Source organism: Salinivibrio sp. VGrn1 (assembly GCF_009377995.1).
GTDB lineage: Bacteria > Pseudomonadota > Gammaproteobacteria > Enterobacterales > Vibrionaceae > Salinivibrio > Salinivibrio siamensis.
On sequence record NZ_SATA01000004.1, the window covers coordinates 238943 to 257719 of the forward strand.

An 18777-nucleotide genomic window follows, 5' to 3' on the forward strand; every position below is an offset into this window, starting at 1 on the left:
GTTTATGAAACTGACACACGTCCGCTATGCCAGCTTAGCGCTCTCGGGACTGCTTATCCTGATCAGCCTCTGGGCGATCGCTTATTATGGCCTAAACTTGGGGATCGATTTTACCGGCGGTATCGTGATTGATTTCGCCCTCCCTAGCCTAACTGGCAGTGAACCGCTGATCGCCGCCCTGCACAGTCAGTTTGGCGAGTTGGCAGCACTCACGCCAAGTACAACTCAGGGCGAGTGGCAACTCATTTTACCCCACGCGTCCCAATGGCAAGATCCGCAACAGATCATCGCCCAAATCAGCCGTGCGCTCGCCATGCCCGTCACTTTAGTTCAAGCGAACGTCGTCGGCCCTCAAGTGGGGCAGGTGCTGTTTGAACAAGGCGGGTTAGCACTGCTGGTTGCCTCGTTAGCCATCATGCTTTATTTGGCCATTCGCTTTGAATGGCGTCTCGCCCTGGCGGCGGTAGGAGCGCTGGTGCACGATGTGACGCTTACCTTGGGCCTACTCGCAATGCTTGCGGTGCCGATGGATCTCAATGTCATTGCCGGGCTCCTCGCCGTGATCGGTTACTCGCTCAATGACTCGATTGTGATCGGCGATCGGCTGCGCGACGTGCTCAGAGCCAAACCGAACCAATGTGTGTATGTCAGCACCAATATTGCGGTCTGTGAGACGTTCTCGCGCACCTTGATCACCGCTGGCACCACGCTATTTACCATCGGATGTTTGTTGGTATTAGGTGGCGATGCCTTGTATGGCTTTGCGCTGACGCTCTTTGTTGGCGTGCTCACAGGCACTTGGTCATCGGTCGCGGTGGCGTCTTGTCTACAAGAAATGCTGGGGTTATCCCCTGCGCATTATCAGCGCGCGCCGGCTCCCGAGCGAGAAGGCGCTCACTGACTCACCCTTATTGACTCACCATAGGCACAAAAAAACCGAGCGACCGCTCGGTTTTTCATTGCTCGTGAGACGCTCTGCGCGATGATTAGCGTTGCCAATCGCCGTGAAAATTAATCCAATGGAATCACTTTACCGACGTACGGCAGATGGCGGTATTTTTGCGCATAATCAATGCCCACACCAACCACAAATTCATCTGGAATCGTAAAGCCCAACCAATCAACCTTAACGTCAACTTCTCGGCGCTCTGGCTTGTCTAACAATGTACAAATGCGTACTGAATTTGGCTCGCGCAAAGACAGGATTTCACACACCTTGCTCAGCGTATTGCCAGTATCGATGATGTCTTCGACTAAGAGTACGTCTTTGCCTTTAATATCATCATCCAAGTCTTTCAAAATACGCACATCACGCGTACTTTCCATGCTGTTGCCGTAACTTGATGCGGTCATAAAGTCGACCGCATGCGGCATATCAATCGCACGGCATAAATCCGCCATGAAAACGAACGAGCCACGCAGCAGCCCCACTAATACCAACTCAGATGAGTCTTTATAGTGCTCGCTGATCTCAGTGCCCAAGGCTTTCACTCGCGCCTGTACGTCCTGCTCTGAAATCATCACTTCAACGGTGTGTTTCATATCTGCCCCGATGGTTGTCTCTCCACAAAAGGGAGGTCACTAACAAAGGTGGCATAGTCTAGCACTAAATCGATTGCGGATCCCAGCGAGCGCGTTTTCATCGCTTATGCACCCGCACACTAGTTGGGTATCACACTGATTGATAAGAAAAAATAATCCGTGCCTTTGTTTTTTGTAATGAATGACTTTTTTTGCAGACAAAATTACGTTTTTACGGCCTAGATCAGGCTTCTAGCCGTTGTCAGGTCATAAATGGCTGGTATAAACTCAATCCCGCTAATAATAAAATCATTAGCACAAACAATAATTAATTTGTACAAACCAAAAATAAGTTGGCAGGTTTTAGGATGGCTCAATCAAATGAGAGAACAAGGACGCGGCTATCGCCCGAGCGCCGCAAAGAGCAGTTATTAGGGTGTGGCTTAGATGTGTTTGCCAAACGCGGGATTGGTCGTGCGGGGCACGCCGATATTGCCGAAATGGCAGACGTCTCCGTCGCAACGGTATTTAACTACTTCCCAACCCGTGAAGACTTGGTGGAAGAGATCTTGGCCCAGACCGAGAAACACTTCATTAAACTGATTAATGAGTGCACTGGGCAAGATCAATCAATGCGGGCATCGCTAAACTGCATTACCTCGCAAATTATTGACACGGCACTGGCAGACAAAGCGTGGATGAAAGTCTGGTTTGAGTGGAGTACCTCTATTCGCGAGGATATTTGGCCACGCTTTGTCAAAGGCAGTCGAGACGCGATGGATCAGTTCGAGCAAGTGTTCGAGCACGGGATGGCAAAAGGTGAGATGGTCGACCGTCACCAACCGCGTGAGCTTGCCAGTATGTTGGCAGGGGTATGCTATGTGCTATTTTTACAGGCGCATCAGCAACCCGACAAAACGGCTTTAAACGCCATGGCTCAACACTATATTGACGTATTGTGCCAACAAAGCTAGCCGCGTTGTCAACGCCGTAAAAAGCCAACCCCTCGGTTGGCTTTTTTGGTTCTGGTGTCTTAATCGTCAATAAAACTCGGCCCATCATTGAACAGGACTGGCTCGTGGGGGCGAATATGTAAGCTGACTTTATCCCCTACCAATAGCGGCTCACGCGCGTGTACCGACAGTTTTTGACCATGGATATCGATGGTATAACGGCTACTGTCACCCATAAACTGTTGGGATAACACCTGTCCTTCCCCCTCAGCATCAGCACGAATGCTTAGAAATTGAGGGCGCAGTAACCACCAATGCGGGCCTGGGTGACAATGCACCGGACGTGGCCACGGACCGAGCGGTGTCTGCATTTGTTCTTGCGACGAGACCGTTACGGGCACATAAGAGCCCTGGCCAAGAAAATCAGCGACGAAACGGCTCGCAGGTTGGTAATACACGTCTGTGGTATCGCCATACTGTTCAATGAGCCCCTGATTCATTACCGCTAGCTTATCGGCAAACGCGAATGCTTCCTCCCGACTGTGCGTCACAAGGATCGCCGTGACGCCTTGGGATTTAAAAATGCGTCGGATTTCTTCAATTAAATCATGACGAACCTGGGTATCAATATTCGAAAAGGGCTCATCAAGCAATAACAGATCCGGTTCATAAGCCAGCGCTCTCGCTATCGCTACGCGCTGTTGTTGGCCGCCCGAGAGCTGATGAGGATAGCGGTCACCCAGCTCCGCCAGACGCACCAGCTTGAGCATCTCAGCCACTTTTTCACTTCGCGCTGCCGCGCTGAATCCAGACAGACCAAACCCCACATTGTCTGCCACCGTAAGGTGTGGGAACAGCGCATAGTCTTGAAAAATCATCCCAATATTACGTTGCTCTGGCGGGATTGAATGCTGATTATCGTCCATGAGTTTGCACCCAATCGATAGTTTTCCTGACGATAATGGCATTAATCCTGCCATCGCTTTTAGCAACGTCGTCTTCCCGCAGCCACTGGCGCCGAGCAAGCACACAATTTCTCCCGGCGCGACTTGCAGCGACAAATCTTTTAAAACAGGGGTGCCGTTATAACTGCAGGTCAAATTCTCTATCGCGAGCGCACACTTCATTGATATTTTTGCTCCAATGACCGATTAATCAGGATAAGGGGGACCAAGCCAACCACGACCAACAAAATGGCAGGTAAGGCGGCATACTCTAGGTGCTCATCCGAGGTAAAGTTGTACACATAAGTGGCCAGTGTTTCGAAATTAAAAGGGCGTAATAGAATCGCAGCATTAAGCTCTTTCATCGACTCAATAAACACCAACAGCATCGCAATGAGTGTCCCCCGCCGAATTAAGGGTAAATGCACACGACGAATCACCCCTGTGATGGTGCACCCCATGGTTCGCGCCGCCATATCCAATGAAGGAGGAATTTTGGCCATGCTTGATTCAATGCTGCCAATGGCGACGGCACTGAACCGCACGACAAAGGCCACCAATAAGGCCACCATGGTGCCAGATAATAGGAGGCCAGGCCGTCCCCAGCCGTAATGCGTGGCGATATCGTTAATGAAGTGATCGCTGCGCGTCAGCACTAACATCACGCCAATCGCAAGCACCGTGCCCGGCACCGCATACCCCATAGACGCCAATCGCATGGGCGCCACACTGACCCCATGCCCACGCAGGCGGCGATACACATTCACTGTCCACGCAATGCCGACGGCAATGAGCGCCGCTAAACTTGAGGTATAAAAGCTGTTATAGCTAAAAGTGGCAAACTCGCTGACCGCATTTTTTTCGTAGTAGTGCCATGCATAAACTAAAAGCTGGAGCAGAGGTAAAATAAACGCCAGTGACAGCAGACTCCAACACCAGGCTAACACCCCCACTTTACGCCAGCCTGTTAAGGGCATTTTCTCAATCGCATCACTGCTCGAGCTTGGACTAAATTGTGCTTGTTTACGTCGCCCATAACGTTCAGCACTGATCAAAAGGAAGATAGCAACCAGCATGATCGCAGAGATTTTGGCGGCAGCGGTTAAGCTCGAGTAGCTCAACCAAGTATCATAGACTGCGGTTGTCAGGGTGCTGACCGCAAAGTAATTGACCGTACCAAAATCGCCCAGCGCCTCCATCGCCACCAAAGAGGCCCCCACCGCAATCGCCGGCCGTGCCAAGGGTAAAGAAATGCGACGAAAGCTTTGCATCGGCGAGCAACCGAGCAAACGCGCAGAGTGGGTCAAGGTGACACTTTGCTCCATAAACGCGGCACGGGTGAGCAGGTAGATATAAGGGTATAAGACTAACGCCAGCACAAAACACGCACCCGGCAAGGTACGCATATCGGGAAACCAGTAATCATTGACCGTTTGCCATTCAAACAATGCCCGCAAGCCACGTTGTAGCGGACCGGCATAATCAAACCAATCGGTATAGATATAGCCAATAATATAGCCCGGCATCGCAAGCGGAAGCACCATCGCCCACTGCAGTTGCCGGCTGCCCGGTACCTGATACATGGCCAGCATCCACGCGGTGGGCACCCCGAGGATAATCGCAATCGCCACCACGCCAGCCACTAACAAGCTGGTGTTCAAGGTATAAGTCGGCAGTACGGTCTCGAACAAATGGGGGAAAATATCCCCAGTATCGCCCACCGCGGTATAAAAGATCGCTAAGATCGGCAAAACCAGCAATAGGGCTAAGCCCCAACTGCTGGTTTTTATCATGGGTAATCTATCTCGCATGGCCTACTACATTAAGGCGTCAGAGAAAGACAACAGGGGCGGCATCCGCCCCTATGCAATGGCTTACAGGTCGAACTGAACTTCATCCAGCAGTTTCACTGACTGGCTGTAGTTATCCGCAATCGCCTCAAGCGGCATTGGGTCATGCTTGTAGTCGCCCCAAGACGCCACGAGCTCAGACTGCTCAACACCCGGCTTCACAGGCTCTTCGAAGTTCACCTCAGCATACATATGCTGTGCTTTGTCTGACGTTAAAAATTCCATTAGTTTTAGCGCGTTTTCTTCGTTCGGTGCGTACTTCGCCATCGCCATGCCACTCACGTTCACGTGCGTACCGTGCGCGTTTTGGCCAGGATAGTTCAAGTAAACCGCTTCCGCCCACGCTGTTTGTTCTTCGTCGTTCAGCATTTTGCCTAGGTAATAGCTATTACCCAGTGAGACGTCACACAGGCCTTCTTTGATCGCTTTCACTTGTGCACGATCATTGCCTTGTGGTTTACGTGCGAGGTTGTCTTTTACGCCCTCAAGCCACTCTTTGGCTTTCGCTTCACCGTGGTTTTCGATGATAGCTGACACTAAAGAGACATTGTATGGGTGTTTACCTGAACGGGTGCAAATCTTGCCTTTCCATTCTGGTTTTGCCAAGTCGAGATAATCAAAATCGTCACCCAATTTGCCGACACGCTCGCGTGAAGAGTATACCGCACGAGCTCGTGTTGTCAGCGCGACCCACTTATCTTCACTATCTCGGAACTGCTCAGGCACGTTTTGATCGATAACATCACTTTGCACGGGCTGTACCACGTCTTGGTTTACCAGCTCTTTAAGGCGTGAAATATCAACGGTTAGCAGTACGTCAGCCGGGCTGTACTCACCTTCTTGCTTGACCTTTTCCGCCATGCCTTTTTTAGCGAATTTAACATTCACAGCAATGCCGGTCTCTTCGGTAAACGCATCGAACATGGGTTCAATCAAGAAAGGTTGGCGATACGAGTAAACATTGACTTCTTCGGACGCAACCGCGGCGCTGGTTCCTAATAGGCTTGCGGTGATAGCCGAGGCAATCAGTAGTTTTTTCATCGTGGTAGTCCTTAAATATGATGATAAATGATAACGAATCTCAGTTTCGTTAGTATACAACTAATGACTCAGGGCTCAATATGATCAGACGCAAAAAGAAAGAAACCTTACATCCAAAAATGTAAGGTTTCGTTTCAGAGTTTACTCGAGTTACGTGTAACTGACTATTTTACGCTAACAAATTCGGGATACGCATCAATACCACAGTCGTGAAGATCCATCCCTGACATCTCCTCTTCTTCGGTGACACGAATGCCCATGGTATTTTTCAGCACCAGCCACACGAGGAAACTTGCCGCAAATACCCAAGCAAAAATCACTGCCGCCCCCAGAAGCTGCGCACCAAAGGTCGCCCCTGTGTTACTTAATGGCACAACCATCAGGCCAAAGAAGCCACATACACCGTGCACGGAGATAGCACCGACAGGATCATCCACTTTGACCTTATCCAGACCAACAATACTGAATACGACAATCACACCCGATACCGCACCGATAATCAGCGCTGCCACGGGTGAAGGCGATAACGGATCCGCCGTGATGGCCACTAAGCCGGCTAAGGCACCGTTGAGTACCATGGTCAAATCGGCTTTCCCCCATAGGGTTTTACACACCAGTAATGCTGCTATCGCACCAGCCGCTGCCGCCGCATTGGTATTCAAGAAGATTTGTCCGACAGCCGTGGCATTTTCAAAATCTGACACCATCAGTTGTGAGCCGCCGTTAAAACCGAACCAGCCGAACCACAAGATGAAGGTACCCAGTGTTGCCAGAGGCAGGTTTGAGCCAGGAATGGGGTTAATTTTACCATTTTTTCCGTATTTACCTTTACGCGCCCCCAAAAGTAGCACACCTGCGAGGGCTGCCGCCGCGCCCGCCATGTGAACAATCCCAGAGCCGGCGAAGTCACTAAAACCAGCCTCTGAGAGGAAGCCTCCGCCCCATGTCCAGTAACCTTCAACCGGATAAATCACCGCAGTTAAGATGACAGAGAACACGAGGAACGCCCACAGTTTCATGCGCTCGGCAACCGCCCCTGACACCACAGACATGGCGGTGGCAACAAACACCACTTGGAAGAAGAAGTCAGATTCGAGCGAATGATCCGCATCGGCGCCTTGGGTGCCAATCAAGGCCCCAAAAGAAGGGACAAAACCGCCGCCACTGTTGTCCACGTACATAATGTTGTAGCCCACCAACAGGTACATGGTACAAGCGATAGCATAGAGGCAGATATTTTTGGTCAGTATCTCAGTGGTGTTTTTCGAGCGCACCAAGCCTGCCTCTAACATGGCAAAGCCAGCCGCCATCCACATCACTAACGCACCAGATAAAAGAAAGAAAAAGGTGTCGAGCGCGTAGCGCAATTCAGTCACCGTGTTTACCAGTTCCATTGTCTTTACTCCCTGTTTTTAAATTGCTTCCAGATCCATCTCACCAGTACGGATCCGCACCGCCTGCTGAAGATCAAAGACGAAGATTTTACCGTCGCCGATCTTGCCCGTTTGTGCGGCCTTAGAGATCGCCTCCACAACACTGTCGACATGTTCGCTCTGCACAGCGATTTCTAATTTTACTTTGGGTAAAAAATCGACCTGATACTCAGCACCACGGTATAACTCTGTGTGCCCTTTTTGGCGGCCGAAACCTTTCACCTCTGAGACAGTCATGCCGTCAATGCCAGCATCCGCCAACGCTTCACGTACGTCATCAAGCTTGAACGGCTTGATAATGGCGCTAATCAGTTTCATATCCTTCTCCTGAGTCCTTGTGTTTGCATCATCGTCTAACTATCAAGAGCCGTGCCAACATTTAACTTATTTAAAATCAATAATTTAAATAAGCTCGGGATAGAAAGGCTTTCATTTGCACCATATAAGTGCGAATTATTCACCAACACAGCGCATGCCAGGGGGAGCAGCATGCGATTGCACCAAGGAGGAACATCGGAACGAGAATCAGGAGAAAAAGCGAGGGGGAGGTTCAGCCATTCGAAGCACGCACACGGTGATACGTGCTCAGCCATGAAGAGTTGACTCAGAGAACCCGCTTAACGTCGACCGTAACGGACAATGAAGTCTTGGTAGGCGTCCAGCATCACCACAAAGTCTTGGTAACCACACGCCGCGTAACTTTCTTCATCGTAAAAGGTCAGCGCTTGCTCATTGAGCGTGGTTTGCGCCTCGTCCGAGGCAGGTTGCAGCATGGCATTCGCCACCACCACGACCTCATCACGATTGGCGGTAAGCGTGAACGTATGCCCGCGCCACTGCTGCTCTGACTCAAGTTGCTGCAGGGTATGTAGACAGGATGTTACTTGAGTCAGCTCAGTGCCGAGTTCATCCAATAGCCAACGTCCTATGGCTTCATGTCCCATCGAAAAAACAATCCGGTAGCTGTCATCAAAACTGTTGCGAGAAAATTCGTAATCCACACTGACCTCCAAAATTGGCCGGCTATTGTCCTGCTTTTTGTCAGAATTGCCAAGCCAGTGCTGTCATCAAAATGTCACTTCAACCATACTTAAATGGAATAACAGTAAGCAGTAAAGGATAGGCTTATGCATATCGTGATCGCGCCTGATTCATTTAAAGAGAGCCTGAATGCTCGCCATGTTGCACAGGCGATCGAGGCAGGCATGGCGCCTATTTTGCCTCACGCTCGCTTTTCACAACTGCCAATGGCGGATGGGGGCGAAGGTTATGCGCAAAGTTTTCTCGACCAAATCGGCGGTGAGCGTTATCACTGTGAGGTGACTGGACCCGACTTTCGCCCGGTGACCGCCGAATTTGTTATCAATCGCGAACATCGTCTGGCCGTTATCGATGTTGCCAGTGCTTCAGGCCTTCCCTTAGTCCCACAAGACGCACGCAACCCTCGTCATACCTCCAGCTTAGGCACTGGCGAGCTTATTCGCGCCGCACTTGACCATGATATTGACGAAATCATTATCGGGTTGGGCGGCAGTGCGACCAATGATGCCGGTGCGGGGATCTTGACCGCCCTCGGTGCCAAGCTCCTTGATGGCGCAGGCCACCCCATCACGCCCACCGGGGAAGGACTCGGCGCCTTGATGACAATTGATCTTGATACGCTTGATTCACGGCTTAAGCCCGTGACACTGACCGCCGCCTGCGATGTGGATAATCCATTATGTGGACCGCACGGCGCCACCACTATCTTTGGGCCACAAAAAGGCGGACAAGAAGAGGATATCCGTGTCTTAGAGCAATACCTGCACCGCTTTGCGAGTATCTGTCACTTGCAACTGGGACAGTCGGTTTGCCACTTTTCTGGCGCCGGCGCAGCAGGAGGTATAGGTGCTGCCTTGGGCGGGCTACTCGGGGCAAGACTCGAACCCGGGGTCGACTTATTACTCTCACGCACCCAGGCTCATTCATTATTGGCCAATGCCGATTGGGTGATCACTGGCGAGGGGCGTGTCGATGGACAAACGCAGCACGGCAAAGTGCCGGCTGCTATCGCCAGCATTGCACAAGCTTATCAGATCCCAGTCGTGGTGCTCGCAGGCAGTGTGGGTGACGATTGCGAAGCGCTTTACCAACAAGGTGTCACGGCGATATTTCCCATTCAAGCCGGCCCCTGTGAATTGAGCGACGCGCTAATGAACAGTAAAAAAAACCTCATTCGCACCAGTGAAAACATCGCACGCATGATCCGACTCTCCTCCCATCGATCCACAACGGCTTAACACACATAAAAAAAGCGCCCCACGTCTGGGGCGCTTTCAGAACGAAATGAGTCAGCAGCCGTTATACCGCTGCTTTAATAATCACATCATCCGCTTTTTTGGTGTAGGCATCCATTTGATGGAAGTTGAGGTAGCGATAGGTATCGCTGGCGGTCGCATTGATTTGCTCCGCGTACTCAAGGTACTCCTCTTTAGTCGGAATACGGCCAAGGATCGCGCCGACAGCAGACAACTCCGCTGACGCGAGATAGACATTCGCGCCTGTACCCAGTCGATTAGGGAAGTTTCGCGTCGAGGTCGACAGCACAGTCGATTTTTCTGCCACACGCGCTTGGTTACCCATACACAACGAGCACCCTGGCGTTTCGATGCGCACCCCTGCTCGGCCATAAATACCGTAGTAACCTTCGGCGGTGAGCTGATCTCGGTCCATCTTCGTCGGTGGTGCCACCCACATACGGGTAGATAAACTCCCTCCGAACTTGTCCAGCAGTTTACCCGCCGCGCGGAAGTGACCAATGTTCGTCATACAGCTGCCGATAAAGACTTCATCAACACTGTCACCTGCCACATCTGACAAGCTACGTGCATCATCTGGGTCATTCGGCGCGCACAAAATCGGCTCTTTGATGTCAGCCAAGTCGATCTCGAGCACATGCGCATATTCGGCATCTTTATCTGCTTCCATCAAACTTGGGTTTTCCAACCATTGCTGCATAGCTTGAATGCGGCGCTCGATGGTACGGCGATCGCCATAGCCCTCAGAGATCATCCACTTAAGCATCACAATGTTCGACTCGAGGTATTCAGCCACTGAATCTTGCGACAGCTTGACCGTACAGCCAGCCGCAGAGCGCTCCGCTGACGCATCTGACAGCTCAAACGCTTGCTCTACCGTCAGGTGCTCAACCCCTTCGATTTCCAAAATACGGCCAGAGAACTCGTTAATCTTGCCCGATTTCTCCACCGTCAGCAGCCCTTTTTGAATGCCAAAGTAAGGGATAGCATGAACCAGGTCGCGTAGCGTTACCCCAGGTTGCATCTCACCTTTAAAGCGCACTAGGACAGATTCTGGCATATCCAGTGGCATCACGCCGGTCGCGGCCGCAAAGGCCACGAGACCTGAGCCAGCAGGGAACGAAATGCCCAGCGGGAAACGGGTGTGTGAATCCCCACCCGTCCCCACGGTATCGGGCAACAGCATTCGGTTGAGCCATGAGTGGATCACACCGTCACCGGGACGCAGCGCCACGCCACCACGGTTCATAATAAAGTCGGGCAACGTATGGTGTGTTTCCACATCAACCGGTTTTGGATAAGCAGAGGTATGGCAGAACGACTGCATGGTCAAATCAGCGGTAAAGCCAAGGCAGGCCAAATCTTTCAGCTCGTCGCGCGTCATGGGCCCGGTGGTATCTTGTGAGCCCACGGTGGTCATTTTTGGCTCACAATAGGTGTTCGGGCGCACGCCCTCAACGCCACACGCTTTACCCACCATTTTTTGTGCCAAGGTAAAGCCTTTGGTGGAATCAGCCACCGGACGTGGGCGACGGAACACCTCAGACGGCTCAAGCCCTAAGCATTCGCGGGCTTTGTCAGTCAGGCCTCGGCCAATGATCAATGGAATACGTCCGCCAGCACGCACTTCATCGTACAAGATGTCTGTTTTTAGTTGGAAGGTAGATAGGACATCATCGGTGCCGTGCTTGCACACTTTGCCGTCGGCCGGATACAGGTCAATCACATCGCCCATGTTGAGCTTGCTCACATCAAGTTCAATCGGCAGCGCGCCCGCATCTTCCATGGTATTAAAGAAAATAGGCGCGATTTTGCCACCTAAACAAAAACCACCTGAGCGCTTGTTAGGGACGTTAGGAATATCGTGCCCCATAAACCACAACACCGAGTTGGTTGCCGACTTACGAGACGAGCCAGTACCGACCACATCACCGACATAAACCAGTGGATGACCTTTTTCTTCCAGCTTTTTCATTTGCTCGATCGGGCCAATCTCTCCCGGTTTGTCCGGGTGAATACCTTCACGCTCGTTTTTCAGCATGGCCAGCGCGTGCAGGGGAATATCAGGACGAGACCAAGCATCTGGCGCGGGTGACAAGTCATCGGTGTTGGTTTCACCCGAGACTTTGAACACCGTCAGTGTCACTTTTTCAGGAATTTGTGGTTTTTCCAGGTACCACTCAGCGTTCGCCCACGACTCCATCACCTGCTTGGCGTAGGCATTGCCTGCTTTCATTTTGTCTTCAACGTCGTAAAACGCATCGAACATCAATAAGGTATGAGACAGCACTTTCGCCGCAATCGGCGCGAGCTTGTCATCATCAAGTAAGGTGATCAGCGGCTCGATGTTGTAGCCACCTTGCATGGTGCCAAGTAATTCAGTGGCACGCTCGGGGCTAATCAACGGAGACTGCGCTTCACCTTTTGCCAGTGCGGCCAGAAAGCCTGCTTTCACGTAAGCGGCTTCATCCACACCGGGTGGGATTCGGTTTTCCAGTAAATAAACGAGAGTTTCTTCTTCGCCAGCGGGCGGGTTTTTCAGCAGTTCTATCAAACTGGCGGTTTGCTCAGCGTTAAGCGGTTTAGGCACAATACCCTGAGCGGCACGTTCTTCGACGTGTTTACGGTAGGCTTCAAGCACGACTATTTCCTCTTTTCTCGGTCAGACCGTATGATCCAACATCCTTGGAAAGTGTTAGTACTCGTATCACGCTTATCCGGCGAAGTTTATTAAAATTTTCCAGCAAGACGAGGGTTCGAGCACGTAACCGCTGCGTGAGGATAGCATTTTTAACCTAAAATTAAAATCTACTCGTTTTGTGAAACATAATACTTAGGTCGTAGTAACGCGGTACGCTAATCCACACCTCTAGGTATAAGTTACCCAGAGCCTGTCGCGGTTGTAACTGATTCTACACCGCTTTTCGCCATCGCGCAGTGATCCGACTACCATTGCTTTGCGCCCTATCTCCTTCAAACGACGACGCACTTTTACCGCTTTATGTTGAAAGCGCGAGTAAAGTGTCATTTTTATCAATAACCCTGAGCAAAGGCTTCAATTTTATTGTTTCATGGTCGATACATAACCAATCATTCACACATATCTGCTAACTTAGATGTTAGTGCCATAAACATCATCACATTTTTGTCACGCTAACCTATCGTCTGTTAATAGACCAAATAGAGAGAAGGGCATGAAGCTAAAGCAACTCACGATCAAACAAAAACTCGTGTTGGCATTTGTCTCAGCGGTGATCGCCTCCACCGCCATCATCAGTTATATGAGCTTAAGCCAAGCACGCGACATCATGGAAAAGCGCCTGTTAGAAAACGAGCTTCCCACCACCCTCACCCAGTTTAGAGATACCATTGACAGTGAGGTCAACCAGCTACAATCGGCCGCACGCCAGCTTGCCTCTAACCCGGTGATGCTAGATATCATCAACCAAGATATTACACCCGCAGAAGAAACCCGCGTGATCAAACAGCTCAACGTATTACGTGAGCAATACGATTTGAATGATGCCTCCATTGCCAACCGCAACACCGGGCAGTATTGGAATCAGAACGGATTTTTACGTGTGTTAACGCGTGAAAAAGACAGTTGGTTTTACAACTTCCTCGACAGTGGCAATGCCACCATGGCCCAGGTTTTCCAAGAAGAAAACGGCGAACTCAAGCTATTTGTTAACTTCCAACAGCTCAACGGCAAAGGGTTAGCCGGTTTCTCACGCTCGTTGGAGGACATGACCCGCTTTTTGAATCAATTTAAAATTGAGCAGTCAGGGTTTGTGTTCTTAGTCAACGCTGAGGGCTTGGTCCAATTACACCGCGACACCAATCTGATGGGTGAGCAAACCCTGAGTGATATTTATGGTGGCCAAGCGCGCAGCTTGCTGCAAAAAGGCGATTTTAACCTGCTCGACACCCGTATTAATGGTGAAGAGGTCCTGCTGGCATCCAGTTATGTGCCCTCCATGGATTGGTTTGTTATCGCCGATGTCCCTGCCGAAGAGGTTTACGCGCCTCTCAATGAAACGCGCAATCAGATCCTGATGGTATCGGTCGTCGTCGGTCTCATTTTTATCGTCGTTGCCGTCTGGTTAGCTGCGACCATTACCAAACCCATCCAATATGTCGCCAATGTGTTCCGTGAAATCGGTGAAGGTGAAGGGGACTTGCGCCAACGCGTGGATATCAATAGCCAAGATGAAATTGGCCAACTCGCCTCTGGTTTCAACAGTTTTGTGGAGAAAATCCATCGTCTAGTCTCAGACGTTGCCCGTACCGGTGGCGAATTACGTAGTGCGGCCGAGCAAGTCTCTTCACAAGCCAGTGCTACCCAATCGCAAAGCGAGTATCAGCGGGATCGCACCGTGCAAGTGGTTACCGCCATCAATGAAATGGGGGCGACCGTTAATGAGATTGCAGGCAATGCCGCCAGTGCTGCCAGTGCCGCCAACCAAGCCTCTGATGATGCGGCAAGTGGCCAAGGCGTGGTGACCCAGGCACGGGATACAATCGCTCGCCTTGCTGATGACATGGAGAATATGTCGAAAGTGATCAGCGCCTTGGCTGAAAACACCGATTCGATCGGCGGCATTTTGGATGTGATTCGCGGGATCTCCGAGCAAACCAACTTACTGGCGTTGAATGCGGCAATTGAAGCGGCGCGAGCCGGCGAGCAAGGACGTGGCTTTGCGGTTGTCGCCGATGAGGTACGCAGCTTGGCCAGTCGCACCTCTGATTCCACCGATGAAATCCAGACCATGATTGACCGCCTGCAGCAAGAAGCGCGCAACGCCGTGGATGCTATGGAGCAAAGTCGCACCATGACCGCTGAAGGGGTCAATGCCTCCGATGAGGCCTCACAATCGCTCAATGCAATCAACGAGCAGATTGTACAAATCTCGGACATGAACACCCAGGTGGCCACCGCGACTGAAGAGCAGTCCACCGTGGTCAACGATATTAACCAAAATATCGAAGAGATTAACCACAGCTCGCAGCAAACCGCTGATACCGCCAACACCATGGCAGAAGCCAGTGAGTCACTGCGCGATCTTTCCAAACGTCTTGATACCTTGGTTGGGAGCTTTAAGCTTTAAACCATTGCGATGCTACCGACTGACGCACTAAGCGGGCCTTGGCCCGCTTTTTTATTGTTCACGACCCAGAAGTACATCACAGGTACAAAAAAGCCCCGCATGGCGGGGCTGAGTCAGAAAAACATAAACGTGTGGTTTATTTCTTTTTCTTCGCTTTCGGGTTAGGCATATCAGTGATTGAGCCTTCAAACACTTCTGCAGCCAAACCAACCGATTCGTGCAAGGTGGGGTGAGCGTGTACTGTCAAGGCGACATCTTCGGCATCACAACCCATTTCGATGGCAAGACCGATTTCACCCAGCAGCTCACCGCCGTTGGTACCCACGACGGCACCACCAATCACACGGTGGGTGTCTTTGTCGAAGATCATTTTGGTCATACCGTCTGAACAGTCAGACGCAATCGCACGACCTGAAGCCGCCCATGGGAAGGTCGCCACTTCGTAGTTAATGCCTTCTTCTTTACACTCTTTCTCAGTTTTTCCGACCCAAGCCACTTCTGGCTCAGTGTACGCAATCGATGGGATCACTTTTGGATCGAAGTAATGCTTCTTACCTGAGATAACCTCTGCCGCCACATGGCCTTCGTGTACACCTTTGTGCGCCAGCATAGGCTGACCCACGATGTCACCAATCGCATAGATGTGCGGCACGTTGGTGCGCATTTGCTTATCAACATTGATAAAGCCACGATCGTCGACTTCAACACCCGCTTGGCCCGCATCAAGCAGTTTGCCATTCGGGCTACGGCCGATAGCAACCAAGACAGCGTCATAGCGTACAGGCTCTGCTGGGGCTTTCTTGCCTTCCATGGTGACGTAGATGCCGTCTTCTTTGGCTTCTACCGCGGTCACCTTGGTTTCCAGCATGAGGTTCATCTTCTTGCTGATGCGCTTGGTAAAGACTTTGATCACATCTTTATCTGCCGCAGGGATCACCTGATCGCACATTTCGACCACATCAACCTGTGAGCCGAGTGCGTGGTAAACGGTTCCCATCTCTAGACCAATGATACCGCCACCCATTAACAGCATTTTTTCAGGCACTTCTTTGAGCTCAAGCGCGTCGGTGGAGTCCCAAATGCGTGGGTCATCATGCGGGATAAATGGCAGCTCGATTGGACGAGAGCCAGCCGCGATGATGGCATTATCAAAGTTGATGGTAGTGCTTTCTTCCCCTTCGACTAACAGGGTGTTGGCACCAGTGAAACGGCCTGTGCCATTAACGACTGTCACTTTACGCTGCTTGGCCATACCGCCTAAGCCGCCCGTCAGTTGACCAATAACCTTATCTTTCCAAGAACGGATCTTGTCGATATCGGTTTGTGGTTCGCCGAATACCACGCCGTGCTCGGCCATGGCTTTGGCTTCTTCAATCACTTTGGCAACGTGAAGTAGGGCTTTAGATGGAATACAGCCGACGTTTAGACACACACCGCCAAGGTTGTTGTAACGTTCAACCAATACGGTTTCCAAACCTAGGTCGGCACAGCGGAAAGCGGCGGAGTATCCAGCAGGACCAGCGCCAAGGACGACGACTTGCGCTTTGATTTCTTTACTCATTCTGACCTCGTTATAGTCTTATTCCCTGACAGGCTAAGAGCGGTAATTTTTTATTGTTGTGGGTATCTGGGAGCCACAGTTTACAGCCATGTTAATGGGCTGAAAAATAAAAACCCATAGCCTGTGAGCTGCACAACAATTCCCGACCGACCTTTAACCGGCCAGTCGGGTTGTTGGTATTGCGATTAGAGTACCAAACGGCGAATATCAGACAGTAAGCCGTTGAGGTAGCTAATAAAGCGCGCGCCCTCGGCACCGTCAATCACACGGTGGTCGTAAGACAGCGATAGCGGCAGCATTAGGCGAGGTTCAAAGTCCTTACCGTTCCATACTGGCTTCATTTCTGACTTAGACACGCCCAAGATAGACACTTCTGGTGCATTAACGATTGGCGTAAACGCCGTACCGCCGAGCCCCCCTAGGCTAGAGATGGTAAAGCAACCACCTTGCATGTCAGAGGCCGTTAGCTTACCGCCACGGGCTTTCTTCGATACCACCATCAGCTCTTCAGATAGCTCGTGGATGCCTTTCTTATTCACGTCTTTAAAGACAGGCACGACCAGACCGTTTGGTGTGTCAACCGCGATACCGATGTTGACATACTTCTTCATGATCAGGCTTTCACCATCTTCAGACAGTGACGCGTTGAATGAAGGGAAAGCTTCCAGCGCTTTAGCAGCCGCTTTCATGATGAACACCAATGGGGTGATCTTCATGCCTGACTCTTTCTTCTTCTCGATCGCGTTTTGCTCTTTACGGAACGCTTCAACTTCAGTGATATCGGCGTTATCCCACTGGGTCACGTGCGGGATCATTACCCAGTTACGTGCCAGGTTCGCACCCGAGATCTTCTTGATGCGAGACAGTGGTTTTTCTTCCGTTTCACCGAATTTGCTGAAGTCGACTTTCGGCCAAGGTAGCAGACCCAGTGCACTACCGTCGCCTGAGCCAGATGCTGCGCCAGATTCAAGACGCTTAAGCGCCTCTTTCACGTAGCCTTGCACGTCTTCTTTCAGTACACGTCCTTTACGGCCAGTGCCTTTGACTTTTGCCAAGTTAACACCGAATTCACGCGCAAGACGACGCACAACAGGTGACGCATGGGCGTACTCTTTGTTTTCGACAAACTCGTCTTTACCGGCATCAGCTTTAGCCGCTGCAGGTGCTTCCGCTTTTGGCGCTGGCGCAGATTTTTCCTCTGCAGCAGGTGCCGCGGCAGGTGCTGCTGGTGCGCTACCGGCGACTTCGAACACCATGATGTGCGAGCCGGTAGACACTTTATCGCCCGCGGCGATTTTGATTTCTTTAACCGTACCCGCAAACGGTGCCGGCACTTCCATCGACGCTTTGTCGCCTTCAACGGTGATCAGAGACTGTTCTTCTTCAACCGTATCGCCTACAGCGACCATGATGTCAGTCACTTCAACTTCATCACCGCCAATGTCAGGAACGTTTACATCTTTTGCTTCTGACGCAGCGGCGGCAGGTGCAGCCTGTGCTGGCACCTCAGCAGGGGCACTGCTGCCGACTTCAAACATCATGATAAGAGAGCCGGTTGACACTTTGTCACCCGAAGCAATCTTGATCTCTTTGACAGTCCCTGCAAACGGTGCCGGCACTTCCATTGAGGCTTTATCGCCTTCAACGGTGATCAGTGATTGCTCTTCTTCGACGCTATCGCCTACCGCCACCATGATCTCGGTGACTTCGACTTCATCGCCGCCGATATCAGGCACGTGCACTTCTTTGATTTCTGACGCAGCCGCTGGTGCTGCAGCAGGGGCGGCGGGGGCCGCCTCTTGCGCGGGCGCACTTGGCGCGGCGCCTTCTGCTTCAAAGATCATCATCAAAGAGCCGGTGGTAACTTTATCACCTTCGGCAATTTTAATTTCCTTGACCACACCCGCTTGTGACGCAGGGACTTCCATGGATGCTTTATCACCTTCAACGGTGATTAACGACTGCTCTTCTTCAACCTTGTCACCCACGCTGACAAGGATCTCAGTCACTTCTACTTCATCCGCACCGATGTCAGGTACATTAATCTCGATTGACATTATTTCAGCCTC

The 18777-nt window shown here is 51.3% G+C and carries 14 protein-coding genes; 4 read left to right on the top strand and 10 right to left on the bottom strand.

The annotated features are described in order from the left end of the window. Nucleotides 1–4: 4 nt before the first annotated feature. Nucleotides 5–901, top strand: a complete 897-nt coding sequence (secF, locus tag EHW56_RS08560) for a protein translocase subunit SecF (protein ID WP_152795045.1) — start codon at nucleotides 5–7, stop codon at nucleotides 899–901. Between the two features lie 110 nt (nucleotides 902–1011). On the opposite strand, the gene hpt is transcribed toward secF, so the two are convergent. Continuing rightward, nucleotides 1012–1542 (bottom strand): hypoxanthine phosphoribosyltransferase, encoded by a 531-nt coding sequence (gene hpt / locus EHW56_RS08565; protein ID WP_152795047.1) that lies wholly within the window; start codon nucleotides 1540–1542, stop codon nucleotides 1012–1014. Nucleotides 1543–1889: 347 nt separating this feature from the next. On the opposite strand from hpt, the gene EHW56_RS08570 reads away from it, so the two are divergent. Beyond that, complete coding sequence (locus EHW56_RS08570) at nucleotides 1890–2495, top strand: TetR/AcrR family transcriptional regulator (protein ID WP_077578734.1); 606 nt, start codon at nucleotides 1890–1892, stop codon at nucleotides 2493–2495. A gap of 59 nt (nucleotides 2496–2554) precedes the next feature. Here the strand turns inward: EHW56_RS08570 and EHW56_RS08575 are convergent, their stop codons facing one another. From EHW56_RS08575 to EHW56_RS08600, 6 genes are all read right to left on the bottom strand, one after another. Then, nucleotides 2555–3601, bottom strand: a complete 1047-nt coding sequence (locus tag EHW56_RS08575; RefSeq protein ID WP_077578733.1) for an ABC transporter ATP-binding protein — start codon at nucleotides 3599–3601, stop codon at nucleotides 2555–2557. Then, nucleotides 3598–5229, bottom strand: a complete 1632-nt coding sequence (locus tag EHW56_RS08580) for an iron ABC transporter permease (RefSeq protein WP_152795048.1) — start codon at nucleotides 5227–5229, stop codon at nucleotides 3598–3600. Before EHW56_RS08580 ends, EHW56_RS08575 begins: the two co-directional genes overlap by 4 nt. A gap of 63 nt (nucleotides 5230–5292) precedes the next feature. Further along, the gene (locus EHW56_RS08585; protein ID WP_046073997.1) at nucleotides 5293–6309 is read right to left on the bottom strand and encodes a Fe(3+) ABC transporter substrate-binding protein; all 1017 of its coding nucleotides are present in this window, start codon (nucleotides 6307–6309) and stop codon (nucleotides 5293–5295) included. Nucleotides 6310–6473: 164 nt separating this feature from the next. Next, a complete protein-coding gene (locus EHW56_RS08590; RefSeq protein ID WP_046073996.1) occupies nucleotides 6474–7703 on the bottom strand; it encodes an ammonium transporter in 1230 nt (409 codons plus the stop codon). Nucleotides 7704–7721: 18 nt separating this feature from the next. Further along, entirely contained in the window at nucleotides 7722–8060 is a 339-nt protein-coding gene (gene glnK / locus EHW56_RS08595; RefSeq protein ID WP_046073995.1) for a P-II family nitrogen regulator, read from the bottom strand. 299 nt (nucleotides 8061–8359) lie between these two features. Continuing rightward, complete coding sequence (locus EHW56_RS08600) at nucleotides 8360–8743, bottom strand: YacL family protein (RefSeq protein WP_172970005.1); 384 nt, start codon at nucleotides 8741–8743, stop codon at nucleotides 8360–8362. Between the two features lie 126 nt (nucleotides 8744–8869). Between EHW56_RS08600 and EHW56_RS08605 the strand changes: the two genes are divergently transcribed. After that, nucleotides 8870–10021 (top strand): glycerate kinase, encoded by a 1152-nt coding sequence (locus tag EHW56_RS08605; RefSeq protein WP_152795052.1) that lies wholly within the window; start codon nucleotides 8870–8872, stop codon nucleotides 10019–10021. A gap of 61 nt (nucleotides 10022–10082) precedes the next feature. On the opposite strand, the gene acnB is transcribed toward EHW56_RS08605, so the two are convergent. Then, nucleotides 10083–12680, bottom strand: a complete 2598-nt coding sequence (gene acnB / locus EHW56_RS08610; RefSeq protein ID WP_046073992.1) for a bifunctional aconitate hydratase 2/2-methylisocitrate dehydratase — start codon at nucleotides 12678–12680, stop codon at nucleotides 10083–10085. Between the two features lie 553 nt (nucleotides 12681–13233). Between acnB and EHW56_RS08615 the strand changes: the two genes are divergently transcribed. Beyond that, entirely contained in the window at nucleotides 13234–15147 is a 1914-nt protein-coding gene (locus EHW56_RS08615) for a methyl-accepting chemotaxis protein (protein ID WP_046073991.1), read from the top strand. Between the two features lie 136 nt (nucleotides 15148–15283). On the opposite strand, the gene lpdA is transcribed toward EHW56_RS08615, so the two are convergent. Continuing rightward, nucleotides 15284–16708, bottom strand: coding sequence for a dihydrolipoyl dehydrogenase (gene lpdA / locus EHW56_RS08620; RefSeq protein WP_046073988.1), 1425 nt, complete (start codon nucleotides 16706–16708; stop codon nucleotides 15284–15286). A 185-nt stretch (nucleotides 16709–16893) separates the two neighbouring features. Further along, nucleotides 16894–18765 carry a pyruvate dehydrogenase complex dihydrolipoyllysine-residue acetyltransferase gene (gene aceF / locus EHW56_RS08625; protein WP_152799526.1) on the bottom strand — a complete coding sequence of 624 codons (1872 nt, stop codon included), beginning with the start codon at nucleotides 18763–18765 and terminating at the stop codon, nucleotides 16894–16896. Nucleotides 18766–18777 lie beyond the last annotated feature (12 nt).

Excerpts from the sequence above, each read along its gene's own strand:
- EHW56_RS08590 (WP_046073996.1), bottom strand. The coding sequence starts at position 7,703 with ATGGAACTGGTAAACACGGTGACTGAATTGCGCTACGCGCTCGACACC.
- glnK (WP_046073995.1), bottom strand. The coding sequence starts at position 8,060 with ATGAAACTGATTAGCGCCATTATCAAGCCGTTCAAGCTTGATGACGTA.
- EHW56_RS08570 (WP_077578734.1), top strand. The coding sequence starts at position 1,890 with ATGGCTCAATCAAATGAGAGAACAAGGACGCGGCTATCGCCCGAGCGC.
- aceF (WP_152799526.1), bottom strand. The coding sequence starts at position 18,765 with ATGTCAATCGAGATTAATGTACCTGACATCGGTGCGGATGAAGTAGAA.
- secF (WP_152795045.1), top strand. The coding sequence starts at position 5 with ATGAAACTGACACACGTCCGCTATGCCAGCTTAGCGCTCTCGGGACTG.
- EHW56_RS08615 (WP_046073991.1), top strand. The coding sequence starts at position 13,234 with ATGAAGCTAAAGCAACTCACGATCAAACAAAAACTCGTGTTGGCATTT.
- lpdA (WP_046073988.1), bottom strand. The coding sequence starts at position 16,708 with ATGAGTAAAGAAATCAAAGCGCAAGTCGTCGTCCTTGGCGCTGGTCCT.
- EHW56_RS08575 (WP_077578733.1), bottom strand. The coding sequence starts at position 3,601 with ATGAAGTGTGCGCTCGCGATAGAGAATTTGACCTGCAGTTATAACGGC.
- hpt (WP_152795047.1), bottom strand. The coding sequence starts at position 1,542 with ATGAAACACACCGTTGAAGTGATGATTTCAGAGCAGGACGTACAGGCG.
- EHW56_RS08585 (WP_046073997.1), bottom strand. The coding sequence starts at position 6,309 with ATGAAAAAACTACTGATTGCCTCGGCTATCACCGCAAGCCTATTAGGA.
- EHW56_RS08580 (WP_152795048.1), bottom strand. The coding sequence starts at position 5,229 with ATGCGAGATAGATTACCCATGATAAAAACCAGCAGTTGGGGCTTAGCC.
- EHW56_RS08605 (WP_152795052.1), top strand. The coding sequence starts at position 8,870 with ATGCATATCGTGATCGCGCCTGATTCATTTAAAGAGAGCCTGAATGCT.